23 protein-coding genes are annotated in these 23913 nt (G+C 39.6%); 22 read left to right on the top strand and 1 reads right to left on the bottom strand.

Annotated features, from left to right (window positions below; genetic code table 11):
* The first annotated feature begins 15 nt into the window (after positions 1-15).
* From lpcA to HMPREF3279_RS08125, 6 genes are all read left to right on the top strand, one after another.
* Positions 16-600, top strand: coding sequence for a D-sedoheptulose 7-phosphate isomerase (gene lpcA, locus HMPREF3279_RS08100; protein ID WP_014065007.1), 585 nt, complete (start codon positions 16-18; stop codon positions 598-600).
* Positions 601-749: 149 nt separating this feature from the next.
* Positions 750-1487, top strand: coding sequence for an arginine ABC transporter ATP-binding protein ArtP (gene artP, locus HMPREF3279_RS08105; RefSeq protein ID WP_049370083.1), 738 nt, complete (start codon positions 750-752; stop codon positions 1485-1487).
* An 11-nt stretch (positions 1488-1498) separates the two neighbouring features.
* On the top strand, positions 1499-2218 hold the full coding sequence (locus HMPREF3279_RS08110) for an arginine ABC transporter substrate-binding protein (RefSeq protein ID WP_049370084.1): 720 nt from the start codon (positions 1499-1501) through the stop codon (positions 2216-2218).
* Between the two features lie 3 nt (positions 2219-2221).
* Positions 2222-2893 carry an arginine ABC transporter permease ArtQ gene (artQ, locus tag HMPREF3279_RS08115; protein ID WP_005696554.1) on the top strand — a complete coding sequence of 224 codons (672 nt, stop codon included), beginning with the start codon at positions 2222-2224 and terminating at the stop codon, positions 2891-2893.
* Positions 2893-3576: an arginine ABC transporter permease ArtM gene (artM, locus tag HMPREF3279_RS08120; protein WP_070591419.1), complete on the top strand. Its 684-nt coding sequence runs from the start codon at positions 2893-2895 to the stop codon at positions 3574-3576. The genes artQ and artM overlap by 1 nt, the downstream gene beginning before the upstream one ends.
* Positions 3577-3692: 116 nt before the next feature.
* Positions 3693-4388, top strand: a complete 696-nt coding sequence (locus HMPREF3279_RS08125) for an SIR2 family NAD-dependent protein deacylase (RefSeq protein WP_070868826.1) — start codon at positions 3693-3695, stop codon at positions 4386-4388.
* A gap of 63 nt (positions 4389-4451) precedes the next feature.
* Here HMPREF3279_RS08125 and HMPREF3279_RS08130 read toward each other — a convergent pair whose 3' ends face one another.
* Positions 4452-4685, bottom strand: a complete 234-nt coding sequence (locus HMPREF3279_RS08130; RefSeq protein ID WP_005696542.1) for a zinc ribbon domain-containing protein — start codon at positions 4683-4685, stop codon at positions 4452-4454.
* 202 nt (positions 4686-4887) lie between these two features.
* On the opposite strand from HMPREF3279_RS08130, the gene HMPREF3279_RS08135 reads away from it, so the two are divergent.
* The 16 genes from HMPREF3279_RS08135 (at position 4888) to ftsZ (ending at position 23880) form a co-directional block, all read left to right on the top strand.
* Positions 4888-6462 carry a carbon starvation CstA family protein gene (locus HMPREF3279_RS08135; RefSeq protein ID WP_070868827.1) on the top strand — a complete coding sequence of 525 codons (1575 nt, stop codon included), beginning with the start codon at positions 4888-4890 and terminating at the stop codon, positions 6460-6462.
* A 209-nt stretch (positions 6463-6671) separates the two neighbouring features.
* Entirely contained in the window at positions 6672-7130 is a 459-nt protein-coding gene (mraZ, locus tag HMPREF3279_RS08140) for a division/cell wall cluster transcriptional repressor MraZ (RefSeq protein ID WP_005696540.1), read from the top strand.
* Positions 7131-7214: 84 nt separating this feature from the next.
* Positions 7215-8183, top strand: coding sequence for a 16S rRNA (cytosine(1402)-N(4))-methyltransferase RsmH (gene rsmH / locus HMPREF3279_RS08145; protein ID WP_070868828.1), 969 nt, complete (start codon positions 7215-7217; stop codon positions 8181-8183).
* A 1-nt stretch (position 8184) separates the two neighbouring features.
* The gene (gene ftsL, locus HMPREF3279_RS08150) at positions 8185-8505 is read left to right on the top strand and encodes a cell division protein FtsL (protein ID WP_005696538.1); all 321 of its coding nucleotides are present in this window, start codon (positions 8185-8187) and stop codon (positions 8503-8505) included.
* Positions 8506-8519: 14 nt separating this feature from the next.
* Positions 8520-10340 carry a penicillin-binding transpeptidase domain-containing protein gene (locus HMPREF3279_RS08155; RefSeq protein WP_049384419.1) on the top strand — a complete coding sequence of 607 codons (1821 nt, stop codon included), beginning with the start codon at positions 8520-8522 and terminating at the stop codon, positions 10338-10340.
* A gap of 14 nt (positions 10341-10354) precedes the next feature.
* Complete coding sequence (murE, locus tag HMPREF3279_RS08160) at positions 10355-11824, top strand: UDP-N-acetylmuramoyl-L-alanyl-D-glutamate--2,6-diaminopimelate ligase (RefSeq protein WP_049384418.1); 1470 nt, start codon at positions 10355-10357, stop codon at positions 11822-11824.
* Between the two features lie 9 nt (positions 11825-11833).
* On the top strand, positions 11834-13204 hold the full coding sequence (gene murF, locus HMPREF3279_RS08165) for a UDP-N-acetylmuramoyl-tripeptide--D-alanyl-D-alanine ligase (protein ID WP_049384417.1): 1371 nt from the start codon (positions 11834-11836) through the stop codon (positions 13202-13204).
* The gene (gene mraY, locus HMPREF3279_RS08170; protein ID WP_005696533.1) at positions 13198-14280 is read left to right on the top strand and encodes a phospho-N-acetylmuramoyl-pentapeptide-transferase; all 1083 of its coding nucleotides are present in this window, start codon (positions 13198-13200) and stop codon (positions 14278-14280) included. The genes murF and mraY overlap by 7 nt, the downstream gene beginning before the upstream one ends.
* 62 nt (positions 14281-14342) lie before the next feature.
* Entirely contained in the window at positions 14343-15656 is a 1314-nt protein-coding gene (murD, locus tag HMPREF3279_RS08175) for a UDP-N-acetylmuramoyl-L-alanine--D-glutamate ligase (RefSeq protein WP_070868829.1), read from the top strand.
* Between the two features lie 15 nt (positions 15657-15671).
* Positions 15672-16856, top strand: a complete 1185-nt coding sequence (ftsW, locus tag HMPREF3279_RS08180) for a putative lipid II flippase FtsW (protein WP_049366214.1) — start codon at positions 15672-15674, stop codon at positions 16854-16856.
* A gap of 8 nt (positions 16857-16864) precedes the next feature.
* The gene (gene murG, locus HMPREF3279_RS08185; RefSeq protein WP_070868830.1) at positions 16865-17917 is read left to right on the top strand and encodes an undecaprenyldiphospho-muramoylpentapeptide beta-N-acetylglucosaminyltransferase; all 1053 of its coding nucleotides are present in this window, start codon (positions 16865-16867) and stop codon (positions 17915-17917) included.
* Positions 17918-17989: 72 nt separating this feature from the next.
* Complete coding sequence (gene murC, locus HMPREF3279_RS08190) at positions 17990-19417, top strand: UDP-N-acetylmuramate--L-alanine ligase (RefSeq protein WP_070868831.1); 1428 nt, start codon at positions 17990-17992, stop codon at positions 19415-19417.
* A 60-nt stretch (positions 19418-19477) separates the two neighbouring features.
* Complete coding sequence (locus HMPREF3279_RS08195; RefSeq protein WP_070868832.1) at positions 19478-20398, top strand: D-alanine--D-alanine ligase; 921 nt, start codon at positions 19478-19480, stop codon at positions 20396-20398.
* Complete coding sequence (locus HMPREF3279_RS08200) at positions 20398-21183, top strand: cell division protein FtsQ/DivIB (RefSeq protein ID WP_070868833.1); 786 nt, start codon at positions 20398-20400, stop codon at positions 21181-21183. The genes HMPREF3279_RS08195 and HMPREF3279_RS08200 overlap by 1 nt, the downstream gene beginning before the upstream one ends.
* Before the next feature lie 28 nt (positions 21184-21211).
* Positions 21212-22486 (top strand): cell division protein FtsA, encoded by a 1275-nt coding sequence (ftsA, locus tag HMPREF3279_RS08205; protein WP_005697680.1) that lies wholly within the window; start codon positions 21212-21214, stop codon positions 22484-22486.
* Between the two features lie 86 nt (positions 22487-22572).
* A complete protein-coding gene (gene ftsZ, locus HMPREF3279_RS08210) occupies positions 22573-23880 on the top strand; it encodes a cell division protein FtsZ (RefSeq protein WP_005696524.1) in 1308 nt (435 codons plus the stop codon).
* The last annotated feature ends 33 nt before the right edge of the window (positions 23881-23913 follow it).

Here is a 23913-nt window from a genome sequence, read left to right on the forward strand (position 1 = left end):
TTTAAGGAGAATAAAATGTATTTTGATCAAATTAAAGCTGAGCTTGTGGAAGCTCAAGATGTATTAAATAAGTTTGTTTCAGATGATAACAACATCAAACTCATTGAAAAAGCAGCTAAATTGTTAGCCGAAAGCTTTAAAAATGGCGGTAAAGTATTATCTTGCGGTAATGGTGGTTCCCACTGTGATGCCATGCACTTTGCAGAAGAACTCACTGGTCGTTATCGTGAAAATCGTCCAGGTTATCCTGCGATTGCAATTTCAGATGTGAGTCATTTAAGCTGTGTAAGTAATGACTTTGGTTATGAATATGTATTCTCTCGCTTTGTTGAAGCAGTGGGTAAAGAAGGTGATGTTTTATTTGGATTATCGACCTCTGGGAATTCTAAAAATATCTTAAATGCGATTGAAGCCGCGAAAGCAAAAGGCATGAAAGTGATTGCGATGACTGGTAAAGATGGCGGTAAAATGGCAGGCTTAGCGGATGTTGAAATTCGTGTGCCACACTTCGGTTATGCAGATCGTATTCAAGAAATCCACATCAAAGTGATTCATATTTTGATGATGTTAGTTGAATTTGAGATGGCGAAAGAGGCCTAATTCGCGATAAGTGCGGTTTAAAATTCAATGATTTAAAGATCCCAAAAAGTTTTTTGGGATTTTTTTACAAAAATACTTGCATAATTAATCACTAAAAAGTAATATTTATTCATTCTTAGAAATCAAGAGAGGATAGCAGTAAACTTAGTATGGCGATTAGTGTTAAAAATTTGAATTTCTTTTATGGTTCATCACAGGCATTGTTTGATATCAATCTTGATGCACAAGAAGGCGATACCGTGGTGTTACTTGGACCAAGTGGCGCAGGAAAAAGTACGTTAATCCGTACATTAAATTTATTAGAAGTGCCGACCTCTGGCGAATTGCATATTGCGAATAATCATTTTGATTTGTCTCAAGCGAATAATAATCCGAAAGCCATTCGTCAACTTCGTCAAGATGTGGGCATGGTATTTCAACAATACAATCTTTGGCCGCATTTAACGGTGATTGAAAACCTAATTGAAGCGCCCCAAAAAGTATTAGGCATTAGCGAAGAAGAAGCGAAAAAAGATGCATTAGAACTTTTAAAACGTTTACGTTTGGAAGAGCATGCCGATCGTTTTCCTCTTCACTTATCAGGCGGTCAGCAACAACGTGTTGCAATTGCTCGAGCATTAATGATGAAACCACAAGTGTTGTTGTTTGATGAACCAACGGCAGCACTGGACCCTGAAATTACAGCTCAAGTCGTTGATATTATTAAAGAACTTCAACAAACAGGTATTACTCAGGTGATTGTGACCCACGAAGTGAACGTGGCACAAAAAGTGGCGACCAAGGTCGTCTATATGGAACAAGGTAAGATTATTGAAATGGGCAGTGCAGATTGCTTTGATAATCCAAAAACCGAACAATTTAAACAATATCTTTCACACTCAGAATAAGGAAACACGACATGAAAAAATTACTTTTAAGCGCAATGTTAATGGGCTCAGCTTTTGCTGCAAATGCACAAGAAATCACTTTCGCGATGGAGCCGAGCTACCCGCCATTTGAAACAACAAATGAAAAAGGTGAAATTATCGGTTTTGATGTGGATGTAGCGAATGCAATTTGTAAAGAAATTCAAGCGACTTGTCATTTCAAAAGCCAATCTTTTGATGCATTAATTCCAAGCTTGAAAGCAAAACGTTTTGATGCAGCGATTTCTGCAATGGATATTACTGAAGCGCGTGCAAAACAAGTTTCATTTTCTAATGCGTATTATGACAGCACAGCAAGTTATGTCGCTTTAAAAGGCAAAGCAGATTTAGCTTCAGCAAAAACAATTGGTGTTCAAAACGGAACAACATTCCAACAATATACCGCAGCAGAAACCAAGCAATATAATGCAAAATCTTATGCAAGCTTACAAGATGCGATCTTAGACTTAAAAAATGGTCGTATTGATATCATCTTCGGTGATACTGCCGTATTGTCTGATATGATTTCTAAAGAGCCTGAAATTCAATTTGTTGGTGAGAAAGTGACTAACAAAAAATATTTCGGTAATGGTTTAGGTATTGCGGTGAATAAATCAAGCAAAGAATTGCTAGAAAGCTTAAATAAAGGTTTAGAAACCGTGAAAGCAAATGGTGAATACCAAAAAATCTATGACAAATGGATGACAAAATAATCTATGTTTTATGATTATCTTACATTAATTGGACATGCAGCCCTAATGACCTTAGGGCTTGCTATTTGCTCGTTAATTGTCGGTTTATTGCTCAGTATTATTTTTACGGCTTTAGAAGCGAATAAATATGTCTTTATTGCGAAACCCGCTTCTGTTGTGATCGCTTTATTGCGTGGTTTACCGGAAATTTTAGTGGTTCTACTGATTTATTTTGGTTCAACCCAAGTAGTAGAAATGCTGACGGGGGAGTATATTGAATTCAGCGCCTTTGGTTGTGGAGTATTTGCATTGTCTTTGATTTTTGCCTCTTATGCTTCACAAACCTTACGTGGTGCGATCCAAGCTATTCCAAAAGGGCAGTGGGAATCAGGTGCAGCGTTAGGATTAAGCCGACCTTATACTTTCATTCATTTGATTATGCCGCAAGTATGGCGACACGCTTTACCGGGCTTAAGCAATCAATGGCTCGTGTTATTAAAAGATACGGCATTGGTGTCATTAATTGGTGTTGATGATTTAATGCGTCAGGCTGGGTACATCAATACAAATACTCATGAACCTTTTACTTGGTATGGTATTGCTGCGTTGATTTATTTAGTGATTACGTTGATCAGCCAAGCGGGTATTCGCAAATTAGAATTACGTTTCACTCGATTTGAACGGGGAGTCGAATAATGTTTCAAGAGTATTTAGCAGTGATTGCTCAAGGCATTCCGACTAGCCTGTTGCTTACAGTCGTATCTTTGTTTATTGCCTTTTTCTTAGCATTGGGACTAACCTTCTTGCTTTCTATTGGCAATAAATTGGTGAAAAGTGCGGTCAATTTATTCCTTGTTTTATTTACAGGGACCCCGCTTTTAGTGCAATTTTTCTTAATTTATGCTGGCCCTGGTCAATTCCAATGGTTGGTGGAAAGTCCATTATGGGGATTATTCTCCAACGCATGGTTCTGTGCAGCATTAGCTTTAGCCTTGAATAGTGCCGCTTATTCAACCCAATTATTCCATGGCGCAGTCAAAGCGATCTCTAAAGGTCAATGGGAAAGCTGTGCGGCATTAGGGTTAAGTCGTATGCAGACGTTAAAAATCCTAATTCCTTATGCATTAAAACGTGCGCTTCCTTCTTATACCAATGAAATTATCTTGGTATTTAAGGGTACAGCATTAGCTTCTACCATCACGATCATGGATATCATGGGATATGCACGCCAACTTTACGGCACAGAATATGATGCACTCACTATCTACGGTATTGCAGGTGGAATTTATCTCATCATTACCGGCATTGCCACTTTATTACTTCGTCAGTTAGAAAATAAAGTGTTGTCATTCGAACGTATTGATACCGCCAAAGCATAAAGTGCGGTCAAAAATAGAAACAAATCGGGCAGTTTAAAAATTGCCCGATTTTTTATTATAAATTCGAAGTGAATCCGTTTTTCAGACTTATAATATAAAGTACTGAGGAGGATATTATGAAACCTATTTGTGTCGTATTAACAGGCGCAGGAATTAGTGCCGAAAGTGGTATTCCCACATTTAGAGCGGAAGATGGTTTGTGGGCAGGTCATAAAGTCGAAGAAGTTTGCACGCCTGAAGCCTTGCAAAAGAATCGTGCAAAAGTATTAGATTTCTATAACCAACGACGAAAAAATGCGGCTGCAGCTAAGCCAAATGCTGCACATATCGCCTTAGTTGAATTAGAAAAAGCCTATGATGTGAGAATTATCACGCAAAATGTGGATGATTTACATGAACGAGCAGGAAGTTCAAATGTTTTACACTTACATGGTGAACTAAACAAAGCACGCAGTAGTTTTGATGAAAGCTATATTGTAGATTGTTTTGGCGATCAGAAATTGGAAGATAAAGATCCAAATGGGCATCCAATGCGTCCATATATTGTTTTTTTCGGTGAAATGGTGCCGATGTTAGAGCAAGCAATTGATATTGTAGTTCAAGCGGATGTTGTGTTAGTGATTGGTACTTCTTTGCAAGTGTATCCAGCTAATGGTTTGGTTAATGAAGCGCCAAGCAAAGCGCCAGTTTACTTGATCGATCCAAATCCCAATACAGGATTTGTTCGTAAGCACGTCATCGCAATAAAAGAGAAAGCGGGGAAGGGCGTACCGGAAGTAGTGAGCGTATTGTTAGATCAAATAAAAGATTAATCTGTAGCTAAGCAATAAAGATAAAGTGCGGTCAAAATTCTCATTGTTTTTTGACCGCACTTTTTATTCTCCAGTTAGCCAACTTGCCAATAAGATAACGATAGTAAAAATAGCCAACCAAATAAGGTGAAGTTTAGTGCTTTTTCGATTAATTTCGGCATTATGCTGGCGTCGTTCTTCGAGTTTTTGTTTGTAAATTTCAAGATCTTCTTCTTTAAAAGAAAAACCACAATTTGGACAAAATTGAGCAGATTCGCTGATTTTTTTACGACATTCAGGGCAGCGGGTGAGAGCCATTGATGATCCTTTATTAGTTATTTTAATTTATATCCCTATTGTAAGTGAAAAAAACGTAATGATAAACGTGACATGGATCACAAAATTGAAACAATGTAAAAATTAAAATTTTGATTTTGATGATTTTCACTTAGAATATCGCCGACGAAGTCTAGTATATGACTAAATTTCGGTATTCATTTATTCCTGAGGAGTATTTTTTATGTTGTGGTTTTTCTTCTGCGTGGCGTTATTGCTTGCAGGTTATTTCTTTTATAGTCGAGTGATTGAGCGCATTTTTGTGATCAATCCAAATCGTCAAACGCCAGCGTATACCATGAATGATGGCGTTGACTATATGCCAATGTCTAAAACTAAGATTTGGTTAATTCAATTATTAAATATTGCAGGTACAGGCCCAATCTTTGGTCCGATTCTTGGTGCGTTATACGGACCAGTTGCAATGCTTTGGATTGTGGTGGGTTGTATCTTTGCGGGTGCGGTACACGATTATTTCTGTGGAATGTTAAGTGTGCGTAATGGCGGTGCATCTATGCCTAACCTCGCAGGTAAATACTTAGGTCGTCCAGTTAAAGCATTCATTAACGTATTAGCAGTAGTGCTTTTATTATTAGTGGGTGTGGTATTCGTGGCAAGTCCAGCTCAATTAATGGGTACGATTACAATGGATGTGTTCGGTGCCGCATCAGGTAGCATTTCTATTAGCAATGCGGAAGAAATCCATCAAGTAGCTGAAGCAGGTGGTATTACCGTTTGGGGTATGGATAAAGCGACAGTTATCAGTGTTTGGACTGGTATCATCTTCATTTACTATATTCTTGCGACATTACTTCCAGTTGATAAAATCATCGGTCGTATCTACCCATTCTTCGGTGCATTATTACTCTTTATGTCTGTAGGTATGGTATATGGTTTAGTAAGTGCAGATCTTAGCTCAGCAGATCCAATTTCTTTCTATCGTTCTGTGGACGGTATGTCTTTTGAGAAATTCTTCCAAAACTTTGAAACCCGTGCAGATTTACCATTATGGCCACTCTTGTTCTTAACTATCTCTTGTGGTGCATTATCTGGCTTCCACGCAACACAAAGCCCGTTAATGGCACGTTGTACTGAAAACGAAAAAGAAGGGCGTTTCATTTTCTACGGTGCGATGATCGGTGAAGGTGTGATTGCATTAGTATGGTGTGCAGTTGGTTTAAGTTTCTATGATTCTTTACCAGATTTGTTAGCTGCGATTAAAGCGGGTTCGCCTTCTAAAGTGGTTTATGATTCTTCAATCCACTTCTTAGGTCTTGTTGGTGGTATTTTTGCAGTATTAGGTGTGGTTGTTCTTCCAATTACATCAGGCGATACAGCGTTCCGTGCAGCACGTCTTGTTATTGCAGAATTTTTCCATTTAGAACAAAAGACTTTAGCTAAACGTTTAATTATTGCTGTGCCATTATTTGTGGTTGGTTATATCGTATCAAAAGTGGATTTCTCTATCTTATGGCGTTACTTCACTTGGGCGAACCAAACCACTGCGATGGTTATGTTATGGACTGCAGCGGCGTACTTATATCGCTATAATAAATTCCACTGGGTATGTACAATCCCTGCGGCATTTATCAGTACTGTATGTTTTACTTATCTTGCATACAACAAAATCGGTTTCGGTTTAGACTATCAATTATCTGTTTATATCGGCTTAGGCTTAACAGTACTTTGCTTAGTTTTATTCTTCACCCAGCTTAAACCATTAGGTGCTCGTGACGAAGAAGCGTATGTCAATAACTAATTAAATCGAGTTAAAAATTGAAAAACCGTTTGAGGGAAACCTTAAACGGTTTTTTTTGTTTATTTATTGCCAAAATTTACCAATCTTTACGTTTTAATTGCTTGCAAGTTAAGGCTACAACCGATAAACTTACGCAAAGTGGTGAAAAGTGGAATTTTGTGGAAAATTCTGCCAAATTTTTACAAAAATAGACGTTTAAAGGTAGAGAAATGTTTCGTGGTGCAGCAGCGGTAAATTTAGATGCGAAGGGTCGTGTAGCGATTCCTACGCGTTATCGTGCTGAAATCATGGAAAAGAACCAAGGTCAAATGGTTTGTACCGTTGATATTCGTCAACCTTGTTTATTACTTTATCCTTTAGATGAATGGGAAAAAATCGAACAAAAACTACTTTCACTTTCCAACTTTGACCCTAATCAACGCCGCTTACAACGTGTGATGCTCGGCTATGCCACAGAATGTGAAATGGATGCGCAAGGTCGTATCTTATTAAGTGGTCCATTACGTCAACACGCAAAATTAGAAAAAGGCTTAATGTTGGTAGGGCAGTTGAACAAATTTGAAATTTGGAGCGATACTGAATGGTACGCACAAATTGATGAGGATATCGAAATTGGCTCAAGTGCTGAATTCGGTGCTTCTGAAGAACTAAAAATGCTGTCATTATAGAACAGCAGCACTAGCAGGATAAGCGGTGCTTGCGCCGCTCTATCTTCTCTTTATCGATTTTGATTTAACGTTTACTTTTTACTTATGACTACGCAAAATTCCTTTTCTGCACCTGAACATATCACGGTTTTGCTTCACGAAGCGGTGAATGGTTTGGCGTTGAAAGAAAACGGAATTTATATCGATGGTACCTTTGGTCGTGGTGGTCATTCTCGTCTTATTCTTTCCCAACTTTCTGAACATGGTCGTTTAATTGCTATCGATCGCGATCCTCGTGCGATTGCTGAATCTGAAAAAATTCAAGACCCTCGTTTTCATATTGAACATAATAGCTTTTCACACATTCCAGATATCTGTCAAAAACTCGATTTAGTTGGTAAAATTGACGGTATTTTGCTGGATTTAGGCGTATCATCTCCACAGCTTGATGAAGCAGAACGTGGTTTCAGTTTTATGAAAGATGGCCCGTTAGATATGCGCATGGATACCACACAAGGTTTATCAGCGGCAGAGTGGCTAAAACAGGTATCTGTTGATGATTTAACTTGGGTGTTAAAAACCTTCGGTGAAGAGCGTTTTGCAAAACGAATTGCGACTGCCATCGTAGAGTTCAACAAAAGTGCGGTTAAAAATGGCACAGAATGTTTAAGTCGTACTTCTCAACTCGCTGAATTAATTGCTCAAGCCGTACCGTTTAAAGATAAACATAAGCATCCAGCGACGCGTAGTTTCCAAGCCATTCGAATTTATATTAATGCGGAATTAGATGAGTTAGAAAGTGTATTGAATTCTGCATTAGATATGTTGGCACCAGAAGGGCGCTTATCGATTATTAGTTTCCATTCACTTGAAGACAGAATGGTAAAACATTTCATGCGTAAACAAAGTAAAGGTGAGGATATTCCGAGAGGCTTACCATTACGTGAAGATCAAATCCAACGTAATCAAAAATTAAAAATCATTGGTAAGGCAATTCAGCCAAGTGAGGCAGAAATTTCAGCGAATCCACGTTCAAGAAGTGCGGTATTACGTATTGCGGAAAGGGTGAAATAAGATGTTAGAAAATAGCGAACGTTATCCTTTACAACATATTCTCGTTGAAGATATTTTTTCTTCTAATAAATTAATTGTCGTCTTACTTTTATTAATTTTAGCTTCTGCAATGGGCACAATTTGGATGACCCACCAAACAAGAGGCTTGATTTCTGAAAACGGACAGTTGGTATTACAACACCAAGCCCTTGAAAACGAATATCGCAATTTGCAATTACAAGAAGCAACCGAAAGTGATAATACAAGAGTTGAATCCATTGCAATCGGTACATTAAAAATGCAACGTGTTCAAAGTGAACAAGAAGTGGTTATTTTTGAATAGGGATTTTGAATAAAATGGTTAGATTTAATTCCTCTAAGAAACCAGGAAAGCCAAAGAAAACAATTAGAAAATTGGCTCAACCTGCGTCAGTAAAACCAAACAAACCGAAGATGGTATTTGAGAAATGCTTTCTTCGTGGTCGTTATCTTATTGCGACAAGTTTTATTTTCTTAGGCTTAGGCGCATTAGTGGCTCGTGCTGCTTATGTGCAATCTGTTAATTCTGAAACCCTTTCTGGTGAAGCGGACAAACGTTCATTACGTAAAGATGACGTCCTTTCTGTTCGCGGTTCAATTTTAGATCGTAACGGCCAATTGTTATCGGTGAGTGTACCGATGAGTGCAATTGTGGCTGAACCACGTTTAATGTTAAAAGAAAATGCATTAGATGATAAAGAACGCATTAAAGCCCTTGCTAATGAATTAAATATGACGCCAGCTGAGTTGGTGAAAAAAATTGAGAAAAATGCAAAATCAGGCTTCTTGTATTTAGCGCGTCAAGTAGAAGCGAGCAAAGCAAATTATATCCGTGATCTCAAAATTAAAGGTATTTCATTAGAAACTGAACCACGTCGTTTTTATCCTCGTGTAGAAGAGGCGGCCCAATTAATCGGCTTTACCAACATTGATGGTAAAGGGATTGAGGGGGTTGAGGCAAGCTTCAACTCAATGTTAGTGGGTAAAGACGGTGCGCGTGTTGTTCGTAAAGATAAACGTGGTAATGTGGTTGAACATATTGCCGATGAGAAAAAATACGATGCACAAGATGTCACCTTAAGTATTGATGAAAAGTTACAATCTATGGTGTATCGTGAAATCAAAAAAGCAGTAACAGAGAATAAAGCTGAATCAGGCACAGCCGTATTGGTGGATGTACGTACGGGTGAAGTATTAGCCATGGCAACTGCGCCTTCCTACAATCCGAATAACTTAGCTAATGTAAAAGACGAGTTAAAACGTAACCGTGCGATTACCGATACATTTGAACCTGGTTCAACCGTAAAACCTTTCGTTGTGTTGACCGCACTTCAACGTGGCGCAGTGAGACGTGATGAGGTAATTAATACAGGTTCATTTACCGTAAGTGGTAAAGAAATTGTCGACGTGGCACCTCGCCCACAACAAACCTTAGATGAAATTTTGATTAACTCCAGTAACCGTGGTGTGAGCCGTCTTGCGTTACGTATGCCACCTTCAGCATTAATGGAAACTTATCAAAATGCAGGTTTAGGTAAAGATACTGAGTTAGGTTTAATTGGTGAGCAACGTGGCGTATTAAATGCAAACCGTAAACGTTGGGCAGATATCGAACGTGCAACAGTGGCTTATGGTTATGGTATTACTTCAACACCATTACAAATTGCGCGTGCCTATGCTACTTTAGGTAGCTTCGGGATTTATCGTCCACTTTCTATCACTAAAGTTGATCCGCCAGTTATTGGTCAACGTGTTTTCTCTGAAAAAATCACGAAAGACGTCGTGGGTATGTTAGAGAAAGTGGCAATCAAAAATAAACGTGCGATGGTTGAAGGTTATCGTGTAGGTGTGAAAACCGGTACGGCACGTAAAATTGAAAATGGTCACTATGTTAATAAATATGTGGCATTTACAGCGGGTATCGCACCAATTAGCGATCCACGTTATGCATTAGTTATTTTGATTAACGATCCGAAAGCTGGGCAGTACTATGGTGGTGCGGTTTCAGCACCAGTCTTCTCAAGCATTATGGGCTATGCATTACGTGCGAATGGTATTGCGCCAGATGCAGAACCAACAGAAAAAACAGCAAGACGCACTGTTCGCTTAAGCGATCAAAAACTTGAAAAAATGAATTAAGAAAAGGCAAAACAATGAAAAAATTGACCGCACTTTTTGATCTTCCGGTGCTTTCAGACATTAATGTGAAGGCGATGGTGTTAGATAGCCGCAAAGTGACTCAAGGAGAGCTATTTGTGGCAGTAAAAGGGCATCGTTTTGATGCGAGTCAATTTGTTCCTCAAGCTATTTCTTCTGGTGCAAGTGCGGTCGTTTTAGAGACAGATTTAGAAAACGAGCATTTAAACATCCAATGGCAAAATAATGTACCAGTGATTCACTACTATCATTTATCTGCTCATCTTTCAGCATTGGCAGGTCAATTTTATGACAATCCTTCCAAAAAATTAACTTTAGTTGGTGTCACTGGAACAAACGGTAAAACTACGGTTTCTCAATTATTAGCTCAATGGGCTACGCTATTAGGCCATAAAGCCGCTGTCATGGGCACCATTGGCAATGGTTTATTGGGTCAAGTCAAAGAAGCCAAAAACACTACGGGTTCAGCCGTTGAAGTCCAAGAAAACCTCGCTGATTTTGTAGAGAAAGGGGCTGATTTTGCTTCTATCGAAGTATCTTCACATGGTTTAGTTCAACACCGTGTTGAAGCCCTTAAATTTAAAGCCGCCATTTTTACCAATTTAAGTCGTGATCATTTGGATTATCACGAGACAATGGAAAAGTATGCAGAAGCTAAAAAACGCTTTTTCATTGATTTAGCCCCCGAATTACAAATTCTTAATGCTGACGATCCAATTGGGGCAGCTTGGTTAAATGAATTACCAAATGGCATAGCTGTCAGCTGTCGCTCAGATTTTCATCCAATATCTAAACAATGGCTTTATGCAACACAGATTCGTTTTACTCACGAAGGTGCTGTAATTGATATTGCTTCAAGTTGGGGTAATGGAACATTACATAGCCCATTAATTGGTGCTTTTAACGTGAGTAATCTGCTGTTAGCCACGGCTGTTTTATTGGCTTTAGGTTATTCCTTCGATGATCTTATCCGTACTGTTGCACAGTTAAAGGGAGTAAATGGAAGAATGGAATTAATTAAAAAAGCAGGAAAGCCAACAGTTATCGTTGATTATGCCCATACTCCGGACGCATTAGAAAAGGCATTAAATGCTGCGCGTGAACATTGTAAAGGTAAACTTTGGTGTATCTTTGGTTGTGGCGGTGATCGTGATGCAGGCAAGCGTCCTCTAATGGCAAAAGCGGCTGAGCAGTTTGCAGATTTAGTGATCGTAACCCAAGATAATCCGCGTACAGAAGACCCAAATAAAATTGAAGCAGATATCCTTACTGGTTTTAGTCGCATGGAAGACATTGGGGTGATTCCGGATCGCGAAGAAGCTATCAAATTTACCATTGAGAATGCAGTTGAAAATGACGTGATTGTGATTGCCGGTAAAGGTCATGAAAACTATCAGATCATTGGGGATAAAACACTTCATTTCTCTGATCAAGAAGTGGCTGAAGCCTATTTAACAAAAAAATAAAAAAACAGAATGATTAAACTAACTACCCAACAGCTTGCTCAAATTTTAAATGCTGATCTTATCGGCGATGAGCAGGTCGTTGTTGAAGATATCAATACAGATACGCGCAAAGCGGTAGCCAACTCGCTTTTCTTTGCGTTAAAAGGAGAGCATTTTGATGCGCATCAATACTTAGATAAAGCCGTTGAGCAAGGTGCGACAGCCTTAGTAGTGCAACAAGCCAACACCGAAATAGCCACGCCACAATTGGTTGTTGCAGATACGCGCTTAGCCCTTGGTCAATTAGCAAAATGGTTACGTGAAAAAATTAATCCTCGTACCGTGGCGATGACAGGTTCATCGGGTAAAACTACGGTGAAAGAGATGACAGCATCCATTTTGCAACAAACTGCAGGTAATGCAGAGGCAGTGCTGTTTACCAATGGTAATTTCAACAATGATATTGGCGTACCATTAACGTTATTACGCTTAACAGAACAACATAAATTTGCTGTTATTGAATTGGGTGCAAATCATCAAGGCGAAATTGATTACACGACGCATCTTGCACAGCCTGAAGCCGCATTAGTGAATAATGTCGCGGCTGCACATTTAGAAGGTTTTGGTTCAATTGAAGGTGTAGCTCGTGCGAAAGGTGAAATCTATCGCGGTTTAACCCCAAATGGTGTGGCCATTATTAACGGCGAACATAATTATATTGAATTGTGGCAAAAAGAAATTGGTTCACATGCTATTCAATATTTTAATGCTGGCGATTACAAAGCTGAAAATGTCAAACATTCACCTAATGGCTCAACGTTTACGCTAATTTCACCAAAAGGTAGCATTGAGATTAATTTACCTTATTTAGGCGAACATAATGTAAAAAATGCCTTGGCAGCGACCGCACTTGCTATGAATGTCGGCGCAAGTCTTGCTGATGTTAAAGCGGGACTTGAACACCGTTCTCAAGTAAAAGGGCGTTTATTCCCGATTCAAGTGAATGAAAATCTGTTGCTATTAGATGATACTTACAATGCAAATGTGGACTCTTTACAAGCGGCAGTTGATGTTTTAAAAGGTTACGATGCTTTCCGTATTCTACTTGTGGGTGATATGAAAGAATTAGGCGAGGATAGCCTAAAATGTCATCAACAAGTGGGCGAGCACGCAAAACAAGCTAAATTAGATTTAGTGCTTTCTTATGGAACAGAAAGTGCGGTCATTTCTGAGGCTGTTTTGGGAAAACATTTTACAGATAAAGCTGAATTGACAGCTTATGCGTTAGATATTATTAAACAGAAATTACAAGAAAACCAAAAAGTCGTCGTATTAGCGAAAGGTTCGCGCTCAATGAAAATGGAAGAGACGATTTATTCATTAAAGGATAGCTTATGTTAGTTTGGCTTGCTGAATACTTAGTTCGCTATGAAACGGCATTTAATGCCATTTCCTATATTACTGTGCGTGCGATTTTGGCATTATTAACCGCACTTTTCATTTCTTTATGGATTGGTCCGAAAGTGATCAAGCGCCTTCAAATTTTAAAATTTGGCCAAGAAGTGCGTAATGACGGTCCTGAAAGTCACTTTGCGAAAAAAGGTACGCCAACCATGGGCGGAGTGATGATTTTATTCTCCATCGGTGTGAGTACGTTATTATGGGCTAACTTAACGAATCCTTATGTTTGGATTTGTTTATTTGTGTTATTTGGCTATGGTGCAATTGGCTTTGTGGATGATTTCCGTAAAATCACGCGTAAAAATACCGATGGTTTAATTGCGCGTTGGAAATATTTCTGGATGTCAGTAGTCGCATTAGTAGCGATCATTTGGTTGTATTGGTTGGGTCATGATACAGATGCAACTCGTTTAGTGATTCCATTCTTCAAGGATATTATGCCGCAATTGGGTCTATTCTATATTGTGTTGTCTTACTTTGTAATTGTGGGGACAGGCAATGCGGTAAACTTAACCGACGGTTTAGATGGGCTTGCTATCATGCCAACAGCGTTAGTCGCAGGTGCATTTGCTTTAATCGCATGGGCGACAGGTAACGTTAATTTCGCAGAATACTTACATATTCCTTATATCAAATATAGTTCTGAAGTGGTGGTATTCTGTACTGCAATCGTAGGCGCAGGCTTAGGTTTCTTATGGTTTAACACTTATCCAGCTCAAGTCTTTATGGGTGATGTTGGCTCTCTAGCACTTGGTGGTGCACTTGGTGTTGTTGCCATCCTTGTTCGTCAAGAATTCTTATTAGTGATTATGGGCGGTGTATTTGTTGTTGAAGCCTTGTCTGTAATTTTACAAGTGGGTTCTTACAAATTAAGAAAACAACGTATTTTTAGAATGGCACCAATTCATCACCACTTTGAATTAAAAGGTTGGCCAGAACCTCGAGTGATTATTCGGTTTTGGATTATTTCCTTGATGTTGGTGTTGATGGGGCTTGTAACGCTCAAACTAAGATAATTTTTGTAGGGTGCACTTGTTGCACCCTGCGTGATCCCAGAATACGAGAGAAGAAAAACAACATGACAACTCTATATCAAAATAAAACTATCACCATCATAGGCCTTGGGAAAACAGGCCTTTCTTGCGTTGAATATCTTCAATCTCAACAAGCTAACATCCGAGTGATTGATACACGTCAACATCCAGCAGGTGCGGATAAATTACCTAAAAATGTTCCCTTACATACAGGTAGCCTAAATCAACAATGGTTACTTGAAAGCGACATTATTGTCATTAGCCCAGGACTCGCAGTAAAAACACCCGAAATTCAGACCGCACTTTCAGCGGGTGTGGAAGTGATAGGGGATATTGAATTATTCTGTCGAGCTGCCACCAAGCCAATTGTCGGGATTACAGGCTCTAACGGTAAAAGCACTGTAACAACATTAGTCTATGAAATGGCGAAAGCTGCGGGAATAAAAGTGGGCATGGGTGGAAACATTGGCATCCCTGCGTTGTCATTATTAAATGAAGATTGCGATCTTTATGTATTAGAGCTTTCCAGTTTCCAACTTGAAACCACTTACAGTTTGAAAGCGGCTGCAGCGACTGTGCTTAATGTGACAGAAGATCACATGGATCGCTATGTAGATTTAGAAGATTATCGCCAAGCCAAATTACGTATTTACCATAATGCGGAAACAGCGGTAGTGAATTTAGAAGACAAACTCACTTTTGGCGAAGGTGAAAATCAAGCTAAGAAGGTAGTGTCTTTTGCTGAAAATCAAGCGGATTACTGGTTGAAAACCGAAAATGGTAAACAGTACTTAATGGCAAAAGAGGAAGTCATTTTACCTTGTGGTGAAGTAACCTTGGTTGGTCGTCATAATTACATGAATATTTTAGCAGCGACAGCATTAGCGCAAGCAGTAGGCATAAGTTTAGAGGCAATTCGTACCGCACTTCGTCAATTTAAAGGCTTAGACCATCGTTTCCAATTAGCACATCAAGCGAATGGCGTTCGTTGGATTAATGATTCTAAAGCCACTAATGTAGGTAGCACCGTTGCAGCATTAGCAGGTTTATATGTTGAGGGTACGTTACATCTTTTATTAGGTGGTGATGGCAAAGGTGCTGATTTTTCTGAACTCACTGATTTAATCAATCAACCTCATATTTCAACATATTGCTTTGGTCGTGATGGCAAACAACTAGCCGCACTTTCAAGTCAAAGCCATTTGTTTGAAACCATGGAACAAGCGATTTCATTTTTACGTCCACATTTAAAATCAGGCGATATGGTGTTATTATCTCCCGCTTGTGCAAGTTTGGATCAATTTGCCTCTTTTGAAAAACGTGGCGAAGAGTTTACTCGTTTAGCAAAATTAGCTTAAAGAATTAGGGTAGTAATGGAATTTATCAATAAAATTAAACAAAATTATGAACAATGGGCGAGAGTGACGCCGCAAGGATTACTTTACGATCGCGCATTGTTTTGGCTTTTTGTCGTGCTATTGCTGATTGGTTTAGTAGCGGTAACTTCTGCCTCTATGCCTTACAGTGCACGTGTATTTAATGATACATTCTATTTTGCTAAACGTGATGCCGTTTATGTCTTGCTTTCTTTAGCAACCTGCTATTTAACGCTCCAAATTTCTTCTTCTCAATGGGAAAAGTGGCACGCAAAAGTTTTCTTGTTAGCTATTGTTTTATTAATACTGGTTCTTGGTATCGGGACTTCTGTTAATGGCGCTAAACGTTGGATTTCTTTAGGAATTTTAAATTTCCAGCCTGCGGAATTTGCGAAGTTAGCGTTAACTTGTTTCCTGGCGAGCTATTTTACGCGTCGTTATGATGAAGTACGTGGTAAAAAATTCAGTGCAGCTAAGCCTTTCATTGTGATGGGCGTATTAGGGATATTCTTACTAGCTCAGCCTGACTTAGGGAGTACCGTTGTACTTTTCGTTATTACCTTTGGCATGCTTTTTATTGTCGGTGCGAATTTTTGGCAATTTATTTTGCTAATTGGTACAGGCATACTTCTCTTTGTATGGCTGGTTCTCTCCGCCTCTTATCGTTTAAAACGTTTTACCGGTTTCTTAGAGCCATTTAAAGATCCATACGGAACAGGATTCCAGCTGACTAACTCTTTGATGGCCTTTGGTCGTGGTGAAATTAGTGGGGAAGGACTCGGTAACTCCATTCAAAAACTCGATTATCTTCCTGAAGCACATACTGACTTTATCATGGCGATTATTGGTGAAGAGTTCGGTTTTATTGGTATTTTAGTGGTTGTGATTCTCTTAGGGTTACTGATTTTCCGAGCGATGAAAATCGGACGTGAATCACTCATGTTAGAACAACGTTTCCGTGGCTTTTTTGCTTTAGGTATTAGTTTCTGGATTTTCTTCCAAGGTTTTGTCAATCTAGGCATGGCCTTAGGGATGTTACCAACAAAAGGTTTAACTTTCCCATTAGTGAGTTACGGTGGTTCAAGTATCATTATTATGTCGGCGACCGTAGGGATTTTATTGCGTATTGACCATGAAAATAGATTACAACGAGGTGGTCAAGCGCGTTTGAGAGATGATTAGGAATATTGATGAGTAAAAAATTATTAGTTATGGCGGGTGGTACTGGTGGACATGTTTTCCCCGCCATCGCGGTTGCTCAAACCTTACAAAAAGAAGGTTGGGAAATTTGCTGGTTAGGCACAAAAGATCGCATGGAAGCACAGCTTGTACCAAAACATGGTATTCCAATTCGTTTTATTCAAATTTCAGGGTTACGTGGTAAAGGCATTAAAGCATTACTTGGTGCCCCTTTTGCTATTTTAAGAGCGGTATTGCAAGCTCGTAAAATTATCAAAGAATATCAACCTAATGCGGTATTAGGTATGGGTGGTTATGTATCTGGCCCAGGTGGCATCGCTGCAAAACTTTGTGGCGTGCCGGTTATTTTACATGAACAGAATGCCGTAGCGGGCTTAACCAATGAATGGTTAGCAAAAATTGCGACACGTGTATTACAAGCTTTTCCAACTGCATTCAAAGATGCCGAAGTGGTAGGAAACCCAGTTCGCCAAGATTTATTTGAAATGCCATCACCACAAGCGCGTTTTTCAGAAAGAAGTGGAAAATTGAGAGTGCTTGTCGTGGGGGGGAGTCAAGGTGCTCGCGTACTTAATCAAACGATTCCACAAGTAGTAGCACGTTTGGCAGATAAACTAGAAGTGCGTCATCAAGTGGGTAAAGGTTCAGTTGAGAGTGTGACCGCACTTTATGGTGAACACGCCGGTTCGGTCAAAATTACAGAATTTATTGATGATATGGCAGAAGCCTATGCCTGGGCGGATGTGGTGATTTGTCGTTCTGGTGCCTTAACAGTATGTGAATTAGCTGCAGTGGGGGCTCCAGCAATTTTCGTACCATTCCAGCATAAAGATCAACAACAATATTTAAATGCAAAATATCTTGCCGATGTCGGTGCAGCAAAAATCGTTCAACAAAATGAATTAAATGCGGATGTGTTAGTTGATTTCTTAGAAAAAACAGATCGTGAAACCTTGCTAGCGATGGCAATTAAGGCAAAAGAAATGTCAGCACCATTAGCGGCTAAACGTGTAGCTGATGTCATTGTAGAGAACGCGAAATAAGAACAGAGAAGTTAAGGGGAAGTAAATAGACCCTTAATCTAAAAGTGCGGTTAAAAATAAAGGTGAAATAATATGAAACATATTTCGGACGAAATTAGAAAGATTATCCCTGAGATGCGTCGGGTTCAACAAATTCATTTCATTGGTATCGGTGGAGCCGGTATGAGTGGGATTGCCGAAATTTTATTAAATGAAGGTTATGATATCTCTGGTTCGGATATTGCAGATGGTGTCGTGACTCAACGTCTTGCTCAAGCTGGCGCAAAAATTTTCATCGGTCACCAAGCTGAAAATGTGCAAGGGGCGAGTGTGGTTGTGGTATCAAGCGCGATCCATGAAGATAACCCTGAATTAATCGCCGCAAAACAAAATCGTATTCCCGTGATTCAGCGAGCACAAATGTTAGCGGAAATTATGCGTTTCCGTCATGGCATTGCGGTTGCAGGAACTCACGGTAAAACCACAACAACAGCCATGATTTCGATGATTTATACTCAAGCGAAACTGGATCCAACTTTCGTTAATGGTGGTTTAGTTAAATCAGCTGGTAAAAACGCGCATTTAGGGGCAAGTCGTTATTTAATCGCAGAAGCGGATGAAAGCGATGCCTCTTTCTTACATTTACAACCGATGGTTTCTGTGGTGACCAATATAGAGCCAGATCACATGGATACTTATGAAGGTGACTTTGAGAAAATGAAAGCCACCTATGTAAAATTCTTGCATAACTTACCGTTCTATGGTTTAGCAGTGATGTGTGCCGATGATGCCGTGTTAATGGAACTTGTTCCTCAAGTTGGTCGCCAAGTATTAACCTATGGCTTCAGTGAACATGCTGATTATCGTATCGAAGATTATGAACAAACCGGTTTCCAAGGTCATTACACCGTAGTTTGTCCAAGTGGTGAACGTATTAATGTATTATTAAATGTACCGGGTAAACACAATGCGTTAAATGCAACCGCGGCACTTGCAGTCGCAAAAGAAGAAGGCATTGGCAATGAAGCGATTTTAGAAGCGCTTGCAGATTTCCAAGGCGCAGGCAGACGTTTCGACCAATTAGGCGAGTTTATTCGTCCAAATGGTAAAGTACGCTTAGTGGATGATTATGGCCATCACCCAACAGAAGTTGGCGTGACAATCAAAGCAGCACGTGAAGGCTGGGGAGATAAACGTATTGTGATGATTTTCCAACCTCACCGTTATTCACGTACTCGCGATTTATTTGATGAATTCGTGCAAGTATTATCCCAAGTGGATGCATTGATTATGTTAGACGTCTATGCGGCAGGTGAAGCGCCAATTGTCGGTGCAGATAGTAAAGCACTTTGTCGTTCTATTCGTAACCTAGGAAAAGTCGATCCAATTTTAGTTTCTGATACGGAACAACTTGGTGATGTATTAGATCAAATTATTCAAGATGGTGATTTAATTCTTGCCCAAGGTGCGGGAAGTGTAAGCAAAATTTCTCGTGGTTTAGCAGAGCGTTGGAAAGCATAAATACATCGAAAAAATAACCGCACTTTTCAATGAAGAATAAAAGGAAAACAGGATAAAACAATGAATTTAAAACAAGAAAAAATTGCCGTGTTGTTAGGCGGCACATCAGCTGAACGTGAAGTCTCTCTTAATTCTGGTGCCGCTGTGTTAAACGCCTTAGTAAGCCAAGGTTATAATGCACACGGTATCGATCCTAAAGAATATAATGTCGCGAATTTAAAAGCAGATGGTTTTGATCGCGTCTTTAACATTTTACATGGCCGCGGTGGTGAAGATGGCACCATGCAAGGTTTATTAGAACAAATTGGCTTACCTTATACTGGTTGTGGCGTGATGGCTTCAGCATTAACCATGGATAAAATGCGTACTAAAATGTTGTGGAAAGCTTTTGGTTTACCTGTTGCCGATATGGAGATTGTGACCAAAGAAAACGCTCACGAACTAAACCCACAAGCTGTGGTCGAAAAATTAGGTTTACCTTTGATGGTTAAGCCATCTCTTGAAGGTTCAAGTGTGGGTTTAACAAAAGTAAAAGCAGTCGAAGAATTAAAAAGAGCGGTCGATTACGCACTCAAATTTGATAACACCATTTTGATTGAAGAATGGTTAGCAGGTGATGAATTAACGGTACCTGTTTTAGGTGGCGAAGTATTGCCGGCTGTTCGCATTGTGCCAGAAGGTGAGTTTTATGATTACGATGCGAAATATATTTCAGATAACACTCAATATTTTTGCCCTGCAGGTCTTTCAGCTGAGCGTGAGCAAGAATTAGCGAAATTAGTTAAACGAGCTTATGACGTCGTGGGTTGTCGTGGCTGGAGCCGCATTGATGTGATGACTGATGCACAAGGTAATTTCCGTTTAGTCGAAGTAAATACAAACCCTGGCATGACAAGTCACAGTTTATTCCCTAAATCTGCGTCAACAGTCGGTATTTCATTTGAACAACTCGTCGTGAAAATTTTGGAGTTGAGTGCGTAATGAATGTAATTAAGCGCAAAAATACACCGCCAACGCAATTTGGTCGCTCATCTAATGGAGAAGGTAAATTCCGTTTTATGTTGCAGATTAAACTTGCTTTGGTGTTACTTTGTGCGGGGCTAGGGTATTTTGTTTATTCAAACTGGCAAAATTGGCTGGAAAGCTTAGACGGTGATAGAAAAATCACTGCCTATGCATTAGTGGGCCAAAATGAATTTACCACTTATCCGGATGTGCAAGATGTATTACTCAAAATGGGTTCACTTAAGGGCTTCTGGGGACAGGACGTTAAGCAAATTCAAGAGCAGCTTGAAACGATTCCTTGGGTAAAAGGTGCGGTAGTTCGTAAAATTTGGCCAAATCGTTTAAGTATCTGGTTATCAGAATATCAGCCAGTCGCCATTTGGAATAAAACAGAGTTCGTCACAAAAGAGGGAACGGTTTTCCAATTGCCGATGGATAAGCTAAAAGAAAAAGCTTTACCTTATTTAGGTGGTCCGGATTATCAAAGCTTGAAGGTCTTAGAGGCTTGGAATCAAATTTTTGCTGATTTTAAGGCGAAAAATTTGGTGGTTAAAGGTGTGGCAATTGATGATCGTGGTGCGTGGCAAGTTACGCTAGATAATGATATAGTATTGAAACTTGGGCGCGGAGATTGGAAACCAAAATTAGATCGATTTGTAACGATTTATCCACAAATTGAAGTGCCTGAAGGTAAACGAATTGATTATGTGGATTTGCGCTATGCATCTGCATCAGCAGCGGTTGGATTGACAGAGAAATAAAAAATAATTCATTAGGTGTAATAAGAAAATGGCAAAAGAGTTGGAACCGAAAGTAATTGTAGGTCTTGAAGTTGGTACATCAAAAGTTGTTGCTGTCGTTGGGGAAGTGCTTCCTGATGGCGTAGTAAATGTACTTGGCGTCGGTAGTTGTCCATCAAAAGGGATTGATCGTGGCAGTATTACTGATTTAGATGCCGTCGTTAACTCTATCCAACGTGCCATTGAGGCTGCTGAATCAATGGCTGATTGCCAAATTATGAGCGTGACTCTTGCGATTACAGGTGAACATATTCAAAGCCTGAATGAGAGCGGCTTTGTTGCTATTTCTGAAAATGAAGTAACTCAAGATGAAATTGATGATGCTTTACATACAGCGAGCTCAGTAAAATTACCTGAAGGTCTTTCTTTATTACACATCATTCCACAAGAATACGCAGTAGATAAGCAAGTTAATATTAAAAATCCATTAGGTTTACAAGGTGTTCGTTTAAAAGCAAACGTACACTTAATTGCGTGTCACCAAGACTGGCAAAATAACTTGAAAAAAGCAGTTGAGCGTTGTGGATTGCAAGTTGATAAAGTCGTGTTCTCCGGCTTTGCTGCAACACATTCTGTTTTAACTGAAGATGAAAAAGATCTTGGTGTTTGCTTAGTTGATTTCGGTGCAGGCACCATGAATATGATGGTTTACACCAATGGCTCATTGCGTTTCAGCAAGGTTATTCCTTACGCAGGAAATATTGTAACGAACGATATTGCTCATGCATGTACCGTTTCTCGTGCAGAGGCAGAGCGCATTAAAGTGAATTATGCGAGTGCATTATATCCGGCACGTTTACATGGTGATAAGAAAATTGAAGTGGCAAGTATTGGTGGTCGAGCACCACGTGCGTTAACAAAAAGTGATTTATCTTTAATCACTTCAGCAAGATATATTGAACTATTAGGCGTTGTTAAGGACGAATTAGATAAGCTCAAAGCAGATTTAGAAACCAAACATATTAAATTTGAATTAATTGCGGGTGTGGTTATCACCGGTGGTGGTGCACAGATTGAAGACTTAAAAGATTGTGCATCAAGTGTATTTGGTTGCCAGGTACGTATTGGTAGTCCATTAAATATTACGGGGTTAACAGATTATGTGAATCGCCCACAATATTCAACTGTGGTGGGATTATTACAATACCATCATCAAAATAGTGATAATGATCCTGTGGATAGTAACTATGGTGATGAAGCATTAGGCAAAAAATTCTGGAAAGGCCTTAAAAATATTTTCAATAAAGTGAAATCAGAATTTTGATCATTTTGGCTTTTTCATTTACAATAGAAAAAATTTAACTTTTATTAATGTGCTAGCAGAGTATTAGCAGTAACGGAGAACAGCAAATGTTATACCCAGAGTATGGTGATTTTGAAGAGCAAACAGGTGCACTGATTAAGGTTGTCGGTGTCGGTGGAGGCGGCGGTAACGCAGTTAACCACATGGTTGCTAATATGGTGCAACAAGAATTCAATGGTAATTTCTTGGGCGAAAGTGCAATTGATAGCGAAGAACACGGTAAAATCGTGTTCTATGCGGTGAATACCGATGCGCAAGCATTACGCAAAAGCCAAGTTCAACAAACTGTACAAATCGGTGGTGCAACAACGAAAGGTCTTGGAGCTGGGGCTAACCCAAATGTAGGTCGTAAAGCGGCTGAAGATGACCAAGAAGAAATCCGTAAAATGCTTGAAGGTGCAGACATGGTCTTTATCGCAGCCGGTATGGGCGGTGGTACAGGTACTGGTGCCGCACCAATCGTCGCTAAAGTTGCGAAAGAGTTAGGTATTCTAACTGTTGCTGTTGTTACTAAGCCATTTAGCTTTGAAGGCAAAAAACGTATGCAATTTGCTGAATTAGGGATTAAAGATCTTTCACAATACGTGGATTCAATGATCATTATTCCTAACCAACAAATCCAAAAAGTTCTCCCGAAAAATGCAACGTTAATTGATGCTTTTGCTGCTGCAAATGACGTATTACGTAACTCTGTTATGGGCATCTCCGATATGATTACGTCTCCAGGTTTAATCAACGTGGACTTTGCTGACGTAAGAACCGTTATGTCGGAAATGGGCCAAGCAATGATTGGTTTCGGTTCAGCTCAAAGTGAACCAGGTGCAGGTCGTGCAGAAGAAGCGGCGCGTCTTGCGATTAAAAATGATTTATTAGAGAAAGTCGATCTTTCTAATGCTAAAGGTATTCTTGTTAATATTACCTCAGGTATGGATCTCGGCTTTGACGAATTTAACGTGGTGGGTGACACAGTAGGTAGCTTTGCATCAGAAGACGCGACTATCGTTGTCGGTACCAGTTTAGTCCCTGAAATGAGCAATGAAATTCGTGTCACGATCGTTGCAACAGGTTTGGGGGATGTTGTTGCGGCTGAGCCGGTAGTTATTGCTCGTCCTCAAGCAGCAGTACAACAAGCGCCAGTTCAACAACCTGTAGCACAAGAAACGATTCAGCCACAACCGCCAGTTGGTTTACATGGTTTAGATGCATTAAGACATAATCCACAGCCAGAACCAGCACAGGAACAAAATCCGCAATACGGTAACTTAAATAAACCGCTTGATCCAAGCCGTTTAGAACAGTTAAGAAATAATCCTAATTTCTTTAATCCGGCATCATTTGGTCGTGATGAGAAATAAGAGTAGAAGTAATCTTGTTGTGAAGCAATAAGG

The sequence above is a fragment of the Haemophilus sp. HMSC71H05 genome, from assembly GCF_001838635.1.
Lineage (GTDB): Bacteria > Pseudomonadota > Gammaproteobacteria > Enterobacterales > Pasteurellaceae > Haemophilus_D > Haemophilus_D parainfluenzae_R.